This window comes from Gimesia maris, from assembly GCF_008298035.1.
Lineage (GTDB): Bacteria > Planctomycetota > Planctomycetia > Planctomycetales > Planctomycetaceae > Gimesia > Gimesia maris.
On sequence record NZ_CP042910.1, the window covers coordinates 4,081,052 to 4,095,666 of the forward strand.

Consider the following 14,615-nt stretch of genomic DNA (forward strand, 5'->3'; position numbering starts at 1 on the left):
TATCTGATCAACCGGAAAACATCAGGCGACCATTGTCTGATAGAGGAAACAACCGTGGCGGAACGTGGAACAGTTCATCTCAATATGATCGTCACTAAAACCGGGGATCAGGGGCAGACCTGCCTCAATGATGGCTCACGGATCTCGAAAGCCAGCCCGCGAATCAAAGCTTTAGCCTCCATCGAACAAGTGGCTGTGAAACTGGGCTACTTCATTCACGTTTGTGAAGACCAGATCCTGCAGGTCAAGCTGCCTGAAAATCGCAGTTGTGAGATCAAACTGACGCAACTGGCGACTTCATTTCAGCAGGAAATGTATGACATCGGTTCCGATATCAGCACGCCATTCGTCGACGGCGAAGACCGAATACGCTTCCCCCAGGAATCAGTTGAGGAACTGACTGAACTGATTGGCAGGCTGACGCTGGCCCTGGAACCACTGGATTCATTCATTCTTCCCCAGGGAAGTCTGCGTGTGCTCATCGCTCATGATATCCGCACGCTGGTGCGACAGGCGGAAATTCACGTCTGGGATATTGAAGAGGCAGTAAACCCCGCTGTGCCTCAATTTCTCAACCGGCTGTCTGACTTCTGGTTCGTACTCGGTAGAATTCTGTTCGCCGAGGAGACTCAAACCGGGGGAACTGAAAATCAAAAATGGGAACCCCGACAGAAACAGGATCGGGGCTGCCGGTTCACTTAAACTTAAAACCCGGCCGCTGATTAGCGTGCCTTCGTGTCAGCATAGCCTCCCCATTGATGATACTCGCTCCAACTGGCCGTAGAGATACTACAGTAAAACGGGACACAGTCTAGTCCATCAGTACCGGCCGTAACCAGCGTTCCATGTCTTCCAGGCTCATCTTTTTCCGTTCTGCCAGAGATTCCAGTTGATCCCGGTCAATTTTTCCCGTGTGGAAATAACGAGATTCGGGAGCAGAAAAATACCAGCCGGACACGGCTGCAGTCGGGTACATTGCGAAATGTTCGGTCAGATTCACCCCAATCTCTTGTTCCGCATTCAACATCTTGAACAAGGTCGCCTTCTCGGTATGATCGGGACAGGATGGATAGCCGGGAGCCGGACGAATCCCCTGGTACTCTTCCTTTATCAATGCATCGTTGCTCAGCGATTCATCAGCCGCATACCCCCAGAATTCTCTGCGGACGCGTGCATGCAGATGCTCGGCAAAGGCTTCCGCCAGTCGATCTGCCAGTGCTTTGACCATGATGCTGCTGTAGTCGTCATGCTCTGCTTCATACGACTTCGCCAGCTCCTCAGCTCCAATTCCCGCAGTTACCACGAAACCACCAATGTAGTCCTGTTGTCCGCTTTCTTTCGGCGCAATGAAATCCGCCAGCGACATCAGCGGCTTCTCTTCCTGTCCGCGTTTGCGTACCTGTTGTCGGATATGATGCAGATTCGCAATGACTTCGCCGCGATTTTCATCTGCATAGACTTCAATATCATCCCCCTGCATACGATTCGCGGGCCAGAAACCGATGACAGCCCGCGCCTTAAGCAACTTTTCGTCGATGATCTTCTTCAGCATGGCCTGCCCGCTTTCAAACAGATCACGGGCGGCTTCACCCACCACGTCATCTTCCAGAATTCGGGGATACTTTCCAACCAGATTCCAGCTGATGAAAAACGGTGTCCAGTCGATATAATCGACCAGTTTTTCCAGAGGATAATCATCAAGCACCTGGGTGCCGGTGAACGAAGGCTTCGGTGGAGTATACTTCTCCCAGTCGATCTGCAGGCCCTGAGTCACTGCTTCCGCATAAGGCACCGGAGTTCCCTGTGGCTTACGATTGGCAACCCGTTCCCGAACGGTCACATACTCTGCTTTGATTTTGGCCACATAGTCATCATGCTGTTCATCCGAGATTAATGCCGCTGCGACTCCGACCGCACGCGATGCGTCAGGAACATACACAACCTGGTTTCTCGTATATTGCGGTTCAATTTTTACCGCCGTATGTGCTTTGGATGTCGTTGCACCGCCAATCATCAGTGGTAAATCCATTCCCAGGCGTTCCATCTCGGCCGCCACGGTAACCATCTCATCCAGCGAAGGTGTGATCAGGCCCGACAGCCCGATTACATCACACTGTTTTTCACGCGCCGTCTTTAAGATTGTCTCACAGGGAACCATCACTCCCAGATCAATGACCTCAAAATTATTACACTGCAACACTACGCCCACAATATTTTTGCCGATGTCGTGCACATCCCCTTTCACAGTCGCCATCAGAATGCGTCCGTTGGGTTTGCTTTCTTCCTGTTTTTCCATTTCGATATATGGCTGCAGATAAGCCACTGCCTGCTTCATGACGCGTGCCGACTTCACGACCTGGGGCAGGAACATTTTTCCCGCACCGAACAGATCCCCGACCACGTTCATACCGTCCATGAGCGGTCCTTCGATCACATCCAGCGGTCGAGGCAGTTCCTGACGAGCGAGTTCTGCATCTTCGATGATATAAGTGGAGATCCCTTTTACAAGCGCGTGTTCAATACGCTTGGTCACCGGCAACTCCCGCCACGAGAGATCTTCCATTTTACTGGAACCGGCTTTACCATCGCCCCGATACTCTTCCGCGATCGCCAGTAACGCCTCGGTCCCTTCCGGTGTACGGTTCAGAATTACATCTTCGACGCGATCCTTGAGTTTTGCAGGCAGATCATCATAAACCGCCAACTGGGTGGCATTCACGATACCCATATTCATACCGGCCTGAATCGCGTAGTACAGGAAAACCGAATGAATGGCTTCGCGCACCGGATTATTACCGCGGAAAGAGAAGGACACATTCGAAACTCCACCCGAGACACTGGCGTAAGGCAGGTTCTGGCGAATCCAGCGTGTCGCTTCGATGAAATCAACGGCATAGTTATTATGCTCGTCGATGCCTGTCGCAACCGCGAAGATATTCGGGTCGAAGATGATGTCTTGTGGGGGAAAGTCTAACTGTTCGACGAGTAACTTATAAGAACGCGCGCAGATTTCTGTTTTCCGCTGTTGTGTATCGGCCTGCCCTTCTTCGTCAAACGCCATGATGACGACGGCTGCTCCATACATCTGGCAGAGCCGGGCCCGTTCCAGAAATTCCGCTTCCCCTTCCTTCAGGCTGATCGAGTTGACAATCGGTTTACCCTGAATACACTTCAGGCCAGCAACGATGACTTCCCACTTGGATGAGTCCACCATCACCGGAACCCGCGCGATTTCCGGCTCGGTCGCGACCAGATTCAGAAACAGGGTCATGGCTTTGACGGCATCCAGCATGCCTTCATCCATGTTGACATCCATCACATGAGCACCGTTCTGTACCTGCTCCAACGCCACTTCCAATGCCGTATCGTAATCGTCTTCCTTAATCAGTCGTTTAAAACGAGCCGATCCGGTAACATTACAGCGCTCGCCGACATTTACAAACAGGCTGTCTTTCGTGACATTAAACGGTTCCAGCCCGGAAAGGCGCAGTGCAGGCTCAATCTCGGGAATCGGACGCGGATAATGTTTTTCCATTGCCTCCGCGATCGCTTTGATGTGCGCCGGCGTTGTACCACAGCATCCCCCCAGAATATTCAGGAAACCACTGCTGGCAAATTCATCGACGATCTCTGCCATCTCTGCTGCAGACTGATCGTATTCACCAAATTCATTGGGCAGCCCAGCATTGGGGTGCGCTGACACATAAGTATCAGCGACTCGCGAGAGCTCTTTGACATACTGTCGTAATTCCTGAGCTCCGAGCGCGCAGTTTAATCCGATTGAAAAAGGCTTCGCATGTGACAGCGAATTCCAGAAGGCTTCTGTCGTCTGGCCTGAGAGAGTTCGTCCCGAGGCGTCGGTAATCGTCCCGGAGATCATGATCGGGAGTTCTAAGTTTTCCCGTTGAAAATATGTTTTCACAGCAAAAACAGCCGCTTTAGCATTAAGCGTATCGAAAATGGTCTCGATCAGAATCAGGTCGGCTCCTCCCTTGACCAGACCATCGATCGATTCCAGATAGTTTTCGACCAGTTCATCGTATGTCACGTTCCGGGCACCCGGGTCATTCACATCAGGTGAGATCGAACAGGTTCGACTGGTAGGCCCGAGAATACCGGCGACCCAGCGGGGCTTGTCCGGATTTTCTGCGGTAATCTCATCGGCAACCTCCCGCGCCAACCGGGCCGATTCCAGATTGAGTTCATGCACCAGAGATTCCATCTGGTAATCACTCTGAGATAATCGCGTTCCATTAAATGTGTTGGTCTCGATGATATCCGCGCCCGCTTCCAGGTACTCGCGGTGAATTCCCCGGATAATTTCCGGCTGCGTCAGGCTTAACAGGTCATTGTTCCCGGCAATGTCCATATGATAATCGGCAAACCGTGATCCCCGGTAATCTGCTTCTTTCAGCTTATGGTTCTGAATCATGGTTCCCATAGCCCCGTCCAGTATCAGAATTCGTTTCTGAACGGCGGAATAGAGAGCTTCAATGCGAGCAGCGCGATCTGACATACCTGGGAAACCTGTACTAACTGTCTAATGGGGGTAATCTGAGGAATGAATTATTGACTTCACCGTGCCGCTGTAACCACACAGCTGGCGTTCAGAACAAACGAACAGACCCGGCGCGCGGTCAGACACAGTGAAGACACCAGTTCTGACCACCAGGATACGGTGACAGCAGGCATTTTAGCAGATCATCTGAAAAGCGAAACCGCTCGTGCACTGCTTTATTCAGTAGTCAGATTCAAATCTGCCCCCGGTTGCGCACCAATCATGCCTGACAGTTCTTCCAGGTATGCCGGGGAAGAAATATGAGCCAGTTGCTTCTCAACCCATTCGCGCCGTTCCGGAATATAAAGACGGGTCACTTCCCGGTCATACCCCGGATGCACTGCGAAAGCTTCCAGATACTCCAGATGACGGTTCAATAAAGCAACTTCACGTTCCTGTCGCGCCAGCAGACGCTTCTGATACCAGTCACTCTTCAGTAATGAATCCCGCGTAAACAGGGACCGGACTTCAGGATCATGAATGGTATACCCCTGCCAGTTACCCTGCGCCATTATCGAGAGAATGGCCTGTAAAGGAGGACAGGCCTCTTCATAGGAACCATCTTCGAAGTACTGCTTCGCTACACGTTGTTGTGCTTCCGCAATATATTGAATGCCATCGACAAACGATTCCAGATCCTGTTTTTCCGGCTTGAGAATTGTCTCATCAAAGACCGAAGCAGGGTTATCAAATACGCGGCCAAAGAATCGTAACAGGAATTTATAAGTGATGCGATACCCCAGGCGGCTTGCCGGGATCTGCTGTCCCCCGTGTTCAAAGTCTTTGATGGGTTCCAGCAGACCTTCTTTAATCAGAAATTGCGGATCGCGTTCTTCAGCTGACATGCGGCACCAGATTTCCGGTATCAGCAGGCTGATATCATGGTCAACGCGCACATTCGGTCCGATATGACCGGCGGCTGTGGAAAAACCAGCGTACCCGGTCAGAATAAATCCAACCAGCGCACTGTTCAGATCAGCGGCAGGACGTAAGGCATTGAAAGGTCCCTTGGTTAAGGCCCCTTCACTGCCGGCACCGGTAGTAGAGGGACTCTTCCCCGTCAACGAACAGATAAAGTCCATGAACAGTTCGGGGAGTTCCTGGTAATGAATTGGTGAATAGACGGCAAGACTGCGGATTCCCTTTTCCTTGTCGGGTGGATTGTTACGCCGTCCCACCATGACTGCGTTAACAGGATTGTGTACCGGCTGATCGGCAGGGATCGCCCGAAACAGACGGGTTGCCATCTTCGTGACATAAGTATTGAATGGTTTCACCAGATCAGGACGAATCTGCAGATAGCGTGGATTTTTGGTCGGCTTACCATCGATCTGGCGTGGATTCGCCGAACAGACGACATAGCTGCTGTTCGATTCTTCTGCTGCTTTAAGCATTTCCTGCATGGGAGCACTGAAGGCGTCAAAATCGACCACGTACTTGCTCATCTCGCGGACCTGCTGATTCGTCAACGGTTCAAAATTCGAGATGAAGTTACCTGGCCGAGACAGGTCGGCTTCAGTCTGCTTGTCCAGGCCGCGGACGATCGCATCGTCGGGCCGTTGAAACAGGCGATACTCACTGTTGATCACAAACTTGCAGCTTTCAAATTTTTCTCCTTCAGCCAGGTGGTTTAACGACCGCGCGGGGACCACGACAGAAGCACTGATGTCATCCTCGGTCTGAATCTTCATCGAAGCGATAAAATCCTGGCGGACTTTGAACGTTCGCCAGCCGGACAATGAAAACAGACCGACCCGCAAGTAAGTTCCCACCAGCTTGCGTTCCCGATACTTCAATTCATGACCGTACGTACCATTGACAATATCTACGCCGAAGTGGTCGTCCCAGTCCTGTCCCCAGTCAGACCAGTAAATACGCTTGATGATAAAGACCAGCGCCCGAATATGATCGGGAATGGCATCTAACCATTCGTTGTACTCCGGAGTGTAAGCTGGCGACGGAGTCAACAGCTTGATCACACTCCCCAGTGAACGCGTCTGGTCGAGTACCTTGCGGCTGGGACTAAGATTGGGATGTCCTTCCGGCAGAGGTTCCAGCCAGCGTTCTGAATAATCCTTCTCGATGATTTCGCGGACATACTCCATGTCCTGCTCATAGTTAGAGACAAACACGGGACCATACAGCATATAATCCGTCAACGATTTACTGATTTCACTCTTACCCCCGCCCGACACAGTACACGGCTTATGACAGAAAATTCCTTCTCCCGTCGTACCGACAATCCTCCACGAGGGAGCGGCCGGATGCTTTTCCATCCGCAGATGATATCCGGAAGGAGCCATGTAGATATTTCCGGGAAGCAGTGGAATCGAATGCTGCTTGCCGTCGCGGGTCCAGCGAATACACTGTTCCGGCAAACTGGCGTAGGCGTCTTCCGGGATATAAATCAGTTCCGGATAATTCTGATCGATTCCGTATCCTTCCTCTTTGCCCTCAATGTGGTCACCATAATCATTGAGGACATCCTTGAAGGTTCGGCCGTTATAGCGGACGCTGTTCATCTGGAAGCCTTCGCCCAGGTTGTAACTGGGATAAGCCATCGTGCCACCAGCGTGCTCTTCTTCCGCATTTCCAAACAGATTCGCAGAGTAACTGATCTGGGTTTTGACTTCCTTTTTGCAGTAACCGAAATAGTTATCTGCAATTAATGTTACGATCACGCCGGCATCGGTACGACAGGTCATCTTGAATGCCATACCGTCGTTGTAGAGTTCGTCTTCCGATTTCCAGCACATGCTGTCCCGCTGCTGACGTTCGGTTGCATCGTCCCAGTGAGGCAAACCGACTTCTTTCTTGGTCAGTTTCGTCAGATGCGGTGCCAGGATGACAGCGCCGGTATGCCCGGTCCAGTGCATCACATCCAGACCGGAATCGTTGATCGGTACATAAGGATCGCCGGCGTTCCCAAAAATTGATTCCACGAAATCCAGGTTGCTCACCAGCGTTCCGGGAGCGAAGAAACGCACTTCCATCCGTTTTTCAGGCGTTACGCCTTTCACTTCGGGACAGACAATCGGACGCAATAATAATGAAGCCCAGCCGGAAGCTGGCTCTTCCTGTTTCGCGGTAAACGGAAACAGTTTCAGTTCTTCAGGAGGTACCATAGCGGTTTCGAACATTTTCACGAAGGTTGCCCGCGGAACGGCCCGTTTATCTCCGGCAATCGGCAGTCCGCCTTCGGTGACATGAAACGTTCCGACCGTCGTGCGGCGGTCATGCTTCGGGTTGTGCAGCACGCCATTCTTGACCCGGTAAGACTGAACGAGGTCACTGAAAAATTCATCATGCTCAATAGGGAGTGACAATTCGCGTGCCAGGCCAAACCGATCCAGTACCAGTGTACGACCGGGTAGCTTCAACTCATCTCCCCCTGGAACATCACTGAAGTGAGTCTGCAGAAAACGCTCAATTCGCTGGTCTGCCGGACAGCGGTGATTCACCAGTAACCGGTTTTTCTGACGGTGATTCTCCAGTAAACCCTTGGCGACTTCTGCAAAGGTACGGTCGGCGTCAGTTAATGCAGCCGGGTAGCCGTTGGCAATCAACTGTAGATTCAGATACCTCAGAATCTCATCACGATCTTCATTACATGTCGAATTCCCGTTTTCATCCAGTCCCAGTGCCTGGCGAAAGGGTTCGTTTGTTTTATCGGAACTGATTTTCAGAGACCGAGGGGGGGAAATTCGTGGACCGTCGCTGTTTAACATGATGTGATGGCTTCTGGAAAAATGAAGAGCGGATAAGATTTTGGGCGTTTCGAGCGCACTGAGAGCGGGTATCTGAATGAGATCCGGGCACAAGATCACAGCTTCAGCTTAGCCTGCAGTATATTCGAAAATATTGTAGCGTCAACGGTTCACATTCACAGTTCCTGTCCCGGAATAGAGAATCAGTCAAACGCTAACCACCTATCTTAAAGAGACTTAGAAATCGAATATTCTCTCAGGACAGCGGGAGCAGATCTGATGATTGATCACAAGGATGACTGCACATGGCATTCTAGAAGCTGTCAGATTTGACCATTGCGTCTCCGGATCTATGATACTCGCTCTAAATGGCCTGGAGACGCTACAGTAAAACTGGACACAGTTTAATACAATTCGGGAATCGGCTGTTTATCATCGTCAATCAGATAACGGGGACGACCGGAGAGGTCGGTAATCTGAGCGGTGGCGATGTTGATCCCCAGATTCTGGTACAACGTCGCAAAGATTTCCTGAACATGTACGGGCCGATCCAGTGGCACTCCGCCGACACGATCTGTCTGTCCCACCACACGGCCTCCCTGAATTCCGCCACCGGCCAGCAGCACGGACTGCGTTCCCGGCCAATGGTCGCGGCCCCCTTTGGCATTGATTCTTGGAGTCCTGCCGAACTCACCCCAGACGATGACAGTCGTCTGCTCCAGCAACCCCCGTTCTTCCAGATCTTGCAGAAAGACGGCAAGCGAGTGATCAAAAACGGGTAAATATTTTCTTGACAGGTACTCAATCGAGCCCTCGCGGTTGGCGTGCCAGTCCCACGCGCCAAACGCGACACTCACACAACGGACCCCCGCCTCCACCAGTCGTCGCGCCAGTAACAAATGCTGCGGGCTTTGCGGGGCACCACCAAAACTCGGATCCGTCTTTTGCAGTTTACCATAGCGATCTCGCACGGACTGCGGTTCCTGTTCCAGATCCATGGCGGCAGCAAAACGCCCGGATGAGAGCATCTGAAAAGCCTGATCCTGAAAATCATCAATCCCTTCAGCTGTAAATCTCGACTGATTCTGTTTGACGGTTTCCAGTAAAACCCGGCGTTCATTGAAACGATTCAGATCTATGCCATTCAAAATCAGGTCTGATTTGACTTCTCCTTCCAATGCAAAGGGAACATGTTTGTAACCGGTAAACCCAGGCCAGGACGGATTCCCCTGCAGATGGCTCCCGTTATTATTGTATGGGTTATAACTCATCTTGGGGGCAGCATCGACATAGGGAATCATGCCTCCCCTGCCTGGTCCCAATAGCTGAGAAACAATCGATCCGAATGAAGGCCAGCCGCCAGCAGGCTCGCCATCTTCAGTCCGTCCTCCGGCACGTCCTGTATAACACTGAAACGATTCATGTCGGTTTTCCATTCCGACCAGAGTCCGCACGACTGAAAATTTATCCGCAATCTTCGACAACTCGGGCAGCAGTTCACAAAACTGCACTCCCGGCACGCGCGACTGGGTCGCTGCAAAAGAACCGCGGATCTCACTCGGAGCATCCGGTTTGGGATCAAAGGTCTCAAACTGAGTTGGACCTCCCGGCAGATAAATCATCACCACTGACTGTTGCTTCGAAGTCTGTGGTAAACCGGCAACAGCTTCAGATAACCTTCCCAGAGAAAGTCCACCAGTAAGTCCCAGGGAGCCAAGCTGTATAAATTGACGCCGCGATAGCTCTGCCGAAGACGGAAAATGTCTCATAAATGTTCTCCAATATGTAGTTGTAAACTACCAGACCGGATTCACCATCTCAACCCCAGCTTTCATTCATGAATGTCTAAACCTTTGAATGGTGATACTTTCAGTAAACAGAACACCGCTGGGCTGACATAGCTGATATACAAAGAGTAGAGCAACTTAAGTATTTTAATTAAAAGAAAGGCAATCCACTGGTAGCAGTTTTCATTTCAGAATTTGAATCATAAAATTACCACTACGCCCCGAACTCACCAGATCGCTCATCTTAAATCTCAGGATAGATTTAAATGGTTCATGAAGAATATGTGGAGCGTCTAGTAAACCTGCTGGACGCCGACGCCAATCTGATCTTCAACATGACGTATGAAGAAGCCACTGAACTTGTTGGCAGCGGATCCGCTGAACAGGTGCGTCAAATTGACGGACAGTTTGCGCTCGTACATAAGAATGGTACCTGCGTTCGAATGGCGCGCTCAATTGGCAGACCGATGCGGTTCTTTCTGGCAAAGCGCGCAGAAGGTCCCTGCCTGATCATCGCCGAGCGGATCGATGAAATTTATGAGTTTCTCAAAAGCGAAGGGCTGGACGATCAATTCCACCCCTCCTACACACGGATGGTTCCCGCACACTATGTTCTGGAACTGCAGTTGATCGGCTGTCCCGATCCGAATCCGAAAACAACACGATTCTTTACGCCTGCCCGCAATCGACTTCCCAATCAACTCAATGAGATTGGAAAACAGTATATCAGTGCGGTTTCGCGGGAAATCCATAAGTGGCTTGATACGATCCCCCCCCAGCAACCGATTGGCGTCCTCTTCTCAGGCGGAGTCGATAGTGGCGCCATCTTTCTCCTCGTCTACCATGCACTGCTGATGCGGAAAGAATCCCCTTCCCGACTGAAGGCATTCTCGTTGTCAATTGATGGGGAAGGAAGTGATTGCAGACAGGCAAGACAGTTTCTGGAACAGATGAATCTCAGCCTGTTTCTGGAAATAATCGACGTCCCACAGGAAAGCCTTGACTGCCAGGAAACAATTCGCATCGTTGAGGATTACAAACAGCTGGATGTCCAGGCGGCAACCATGACTTATGCTTTGTGCAAAAAAATCCGGGAGCTCTATCCTCGCTGGAAATATCTGATCGACGGCGATGGTGGAGACGAGAATCTCAAAGACTATCCGATCGACGCAAACCCGGAACTGACGATTCGCAGTGTTTTGAATAACCTGATGCTCTATCAGGAAGGTTGGGGAGTGGAAGCGGTTAAGCATTCCCTGACGTATTCAGGCGGTCAAAGTCGCGGACACGTCCGAACCTATGCACCGGCGCGCAGCCTGGGTTTTTCGGGATTCAGTCCTTATGCCCTGCCGAACGTGATTGATATCGCAGAAGGCATTCCCTATATCGAACTCACCGAATGGAATCATGAGAAACTCTATGCACTCAAGGGTGATATCGTCTGTCGCGGTGTGAAACAGGTAACCGGGTTTTCCATGCCCGTCTATCCCAAGCGGCGTTTTCAGGAAGGTACAGTAAATCGAGAATCGTTTCATTCCCTGTTTTCCGATTCAGAAAATTCTTATCGTCAGACCCTGCACTCACTTTATGAGTAATGAATGCCTGTCCCGAACTTTACTGATCAACAGATTCTGGCAGCCCGCCCGCCTAAAAACAGTGTGTCCCCACTACGGCCGTATGCTTTCCTGAATGAAACTGAGTATATCGCAACAGGACAGACGGCTGAAATTTCAACCATTTTTCTGACGAATCGGGAATGCCCTTTTCGCTGCCTGATGTGTGATCTCTGGAAAAACACCTTAGATGAATCTGTCGCACCGGGACAGATCATCCAACAGATTCGCTATGCCCTGGGTAATCTGCCCCCCGCTACCCGGATCAAGCTGTATAACAGCGGAAACTTTTTCGATGCCAGGGCCGTACCTCCAAAAGATCTCCCTGGGATTGCCGCGCTTGTCCAATGCTATGACCGGGTGATTGTGGAAAATCATCCCCTGCTCTGCAATCAGTCCTGTCTGGACTTTCAACAGCAACTTACCGGGCAACTGGAAATTGCGCTGGGCCTGGAAACCGTTCATCCGGACATTCTCAAGGCGTTAAATAAAAGAATGACACTGGATGATTTCGCACGCGCCAATGAATTTCTATTAAATCATGCGATTGAAACCCGCGTTTTCATTCTTTTGAAACCGCCCTTCATGGAAGAACAGGAGGGCATTGACTGGGGAATTCGCTCGGTTGAATATGCCTTTTCGCAGGGAGTCTCCTGCTGTTCCCTGATCCCGACACGCGCAGGAAACGGCATGCTGGAACAATTGCAGCAAAACGGGCAGTACAGTCTGCCAGCTTTCACTTCGATCGAAACCACTCTGAAATCCTGCCTGCAGCTAAACCAGGGGCGGGTTTTCATGGACCTCTGGGACCTGGATCTCCTCTACCGGAGCGAACCTGATCTGCGGCAGCGACTGGCGAGATTGGAACAGATGAATCTCACACAGACCATTGCCTCTGACTCCTGACATGCACTGCTTAACCAGACTCGCCCAGCAACTCCAGAAATTCGATTTCTGTTAAGACGGGTACGTTCAACTCTTCCGCTTTTGAGAGTTTACTGCCCGCTTTCTCACCTGCAACCAGGTAGTCGGTTTTGGAAGAGACACTGCCGGAAGCTTTACCGCCATGCTTGCGGATCAGTTCTTTCGCTTCATCGCGAGTGAATTGTGTCAAAGTACCTGTCACGACCAGAGTTTTACCGTCCAGAATCCCGGCAGCTTCTGTCGTCGTCTTTTCGACAGGACTCCCCATATTCAATCCTGCCGACTTCAAATCATCGATCAGCTTCGTGCCGAAATCCGAATGAAAAAAAGTATAAACCGATTCGGCAATCACGGGGCCGATTTCATCGACGGCCGCCAGTTCTTCCACGCTCTGTTGAGCAATCTCATCAATCGTGCCGAACTGTTTCTCAAGGATCCGGGCATTACTGGAACCGACATGCCTGATATTCAGTCCCGTCAGCAGACGCCAGAGTGGTTGTGTTTTTGAATTTTCAATTCCCGCCAGCAGATTTTCGATCGACTTTTCTCCCTGGCGTTCCAGAGCGACCAGGTCACCATAATAATTGTGCAGTCGATAGATGTCCGCCAGGCCTTTCAACAGTCCCTGGCCCAGCAACTGTTCTATCATCTTGATGCCCATGCCTTCGATATCCATCGCCTGGCGTGAGGCATAATAACGCAGTGTTTCCCGCAGCATGGCGGGACAGTTGGGATTGGGACAGCGGATATACACGCCGCCTTCATCCTGTATCAGCAAGGTATCGCATTCAGGACAATGCGTTGGAAACTCCAGTTCCTGTTGACTGCCATCGCGGCGATGCTCTTCTACGCGGACCACGTGCGGAATAATTTTCCCTGCCTTCTCGACAACCACCCAGTCCCCGATCTGAATTCCGAGCCGCTCCATTTCATCGCGATTATGCAGGCTGGCCCGGGAAACCGTGGTTCCTGCAATCGGCACTGGTTCCAGGTTGGCGACTGGCGTCACCGTCCCCGTTTTCCCGACTTGAAATACAATCGACTCGGCTCGGGTAACCGCTTCGTAACGTTCCCATTTATAGGCAACGACCCAGCGGGGGCTTTTGGAAGTATTTCCCAGTTCCTCTCGCTGATCAAAACGATTGACCTTAAGGACAATGCCGTCGACTTCAAAATCAAGTGCGTGCAGATCATCCATCATGGTCTGCACATGCTCCATCGTCGTTTTCAGATCAGGAAACGCCTTCACACCTGGTGTCGCGGGGATTCCCATCTCCTGTATGGCAGCCAGGTATTCGATATGAGTCTGGTAGTCCACCCCCGCCATCGCCCCGATACCATGGGCAAAAAAACGAATCTTGCGTTTGGCACACAGTTTGGGGTCCAGAAGTTTCAGGCCACCGGCGGTCGTATTCCGCGAATTCGCGAACGGTTCCTTTCCCTGTTCCTGCATTTCCACGTTCAAAACCTGAAAATCAGAATTGCTGATATAGGCTTCGCCCCTGACCTCCAGCAGTTCAGGGGGATTCTCTGTCTCCAACCGCAAAGGCACACCGATAATCGTCCGCACGTTATGCGTGATGTCATCCCCCTGTTGGCCATCTCCGCGCGTCAGCCCCTGGATCAGCCGCCCCTCTTCATAAATCAGAGAAACCGCAACTCCATCGATTTTGTACTCGGCGGTAAGTTCAACCTGATCTTGCCCCAGGAGTTTACAGATACGGGCTTCAAACTCAGTCAGACCTTCGAGCTCAAAAATATTATCGATGGACAGCATCGGTAATCGGTGGGCGACAGTCTGAAAGCCCTCAATCGGTGCACCCCCGACTTTTTTGGTGGGGCTCTCGGGAGAGTCATATTCCGGATGGTCAGTTTCGAGCTGCTCCAGCCGTTTCATCAACCGGTCGTATTCACGATCGGTGATTTCCGGTTTCGCATCCAGGTAATACAGACGATTATGATGTTCGAGCTGCTTACGTAGTTCTTCAATCTCGGTTCGAACTGACATGGTACTGATCCGGGCGGG

The 14,615-nt window shown here is 51.3% G+C and carries 7 protein-coding genes; 3 read left to right on the forward strand and 4 right to left on the reverse strand.

The features are described 5' to 3' along the window. Nucleotides 1-54: 54 nt before the first annotated feature. On the forward strand, nt 55-702 hold the full coding sequence (locus GmarT_RS15095) for an ATP:cob(I)alamin adenosyltransferase (RefSeq protein WP_002643676.1): 648 nt from the start codon (nt 55-57) through the stop codon (nt 700-702). Between the two features lie 109 nt (nt 703-811). On the opposite strand, the gene metH is transcribed toward GmarT_RS15095, so the two are convergent. From metH to GmarT_RS15110, 3 genes are all read right to left on the reverse strand, one after another. Beyond that, on the reverse strand, nt 812-4,516 hold the full coding sequence (metH, locus tag GmarT_RS15100) for a methionine synthase (RefSeq protein ID WP_002643675.1): 3,705 nt from the start codon (nt 4,514-4,516) through the stop codon (nt 812-814). A 218-nt stretch (nt 4,517-4,734) separates the two neighbouring features. Next, entirely contained in the window at nt 4,735-8,286 is a 3,552-nt protein-coding gene (locus tag GmarT_RS15105) for a PPi-type phosphoenolpyruvate carboxykinase family protein (protein ID WP_002643673.1), read from the reverse strand. A gap of 383 nt (nt 8,287-8,669) precedes the next feature. Then, entirely contained in the window at nt 8,670-10,034 is a 1,365-nt protein-coding gene (locus GmarT_RS15110; RefSeq protein WP_044235942.1) for a DUF1501 domain-containing protein, read from the reverse strand. A 284-nt stretch (nt 10,035-10,318) separates the two neighbouring features. Between GmarT_RS15110 and GmarT_RS15115 the strand changes: the two genes are divergently transcribed. Both GmarT_RS15115 and GmarT_RS15120 read left to right on the forward strand, forming a co-directional pair. Next, nucleotides 10,319-11,647 carry an asparagine synthase-related protein gene (locus tag GmarT_RS15115; protein ID WP_002643671.1) on the forward strand — a complete coding sequence of 443 codons (1,329 nt, stop codon included), beginning with the start codon at nt 10,319-10,321 and terminating at the stop codon, nt 11,645-11,647. 3 nt (nt 11,648-11,650) lie between these two features. Next, on the forward strand, nt 11,651-12,571 hold the full coding sequence (locus tag GmarT_RS15120; protein ID WP_002643670.1) for an archaeosine biosynthesis radical SAM protein RaSEA: 921 nt from the start codon (nt 11,651-11,653) through the stop codon (nt 12,569-12,571). Nucleotides 12,572-12,581: 10 nt separating this feature from the next. Here the strand turns inward: GmarT_RS15120 and ligA are convergent, their stop codons facing one another. Next, a complete protein-coding gene (ligA, locus tag GmarT_RS15125) occupies nt 12,582-14,597 on the reverse strand; it encodes an NAD-dependent DNA ligase LigA (RefSeq protein ID WP_002643669.1) in 2,016 nt (671 codons plus the stop codon). Between the last annotated feature and the right edge of the window lie 18 nt (nt 14,598-14,615).

Bases quoted from the DNA above. Each gene is read 5' to 3' on its own strand.
- metH (WP_002643675.1), bottom strand. From the start codon at position 4,516: ATGTCAGATCGCGCTGCTCGCATTGAAGCTCTCTATTCCGCCGTTCAG.
- GmarT_RS15105 (WP_002643673.1), bottom strand. From the start codon at position 8,286: ATGTTAAACAGCGACGGTCCACGAATTTCCCCCCCTCGGTCTCTGAAA.
- GmarT_RS15110 (WP_044235942.1), bottom strand. From the start codon at position 10,034: ATGAGACATTTTCCGTCTTCGGCAGAGCTATCGCGGCGTCAATTTATA.
- GmarT_RS15115 (WP_002643671.1), top strand. From the start codon at position 10,319: ATGGTTCATGAAGAATATGTGGAGCGTCTAGTAAACCTGCTGGACGCC.
- GmarT_RS15120 (WP_002643670.1), top strand. From the start codon at position 11,651: ATGCCTGTCCCGAACTTTACTGATCAACAGATTCTGGCAGCCCGCCCG.
- ligA (WP_002643669.1), bottom strand. From the start codon at position 14,597: ATGTCAGTTCGAACCGAGATTGAAGAACTACGTAAGCAGCTCGAACAT.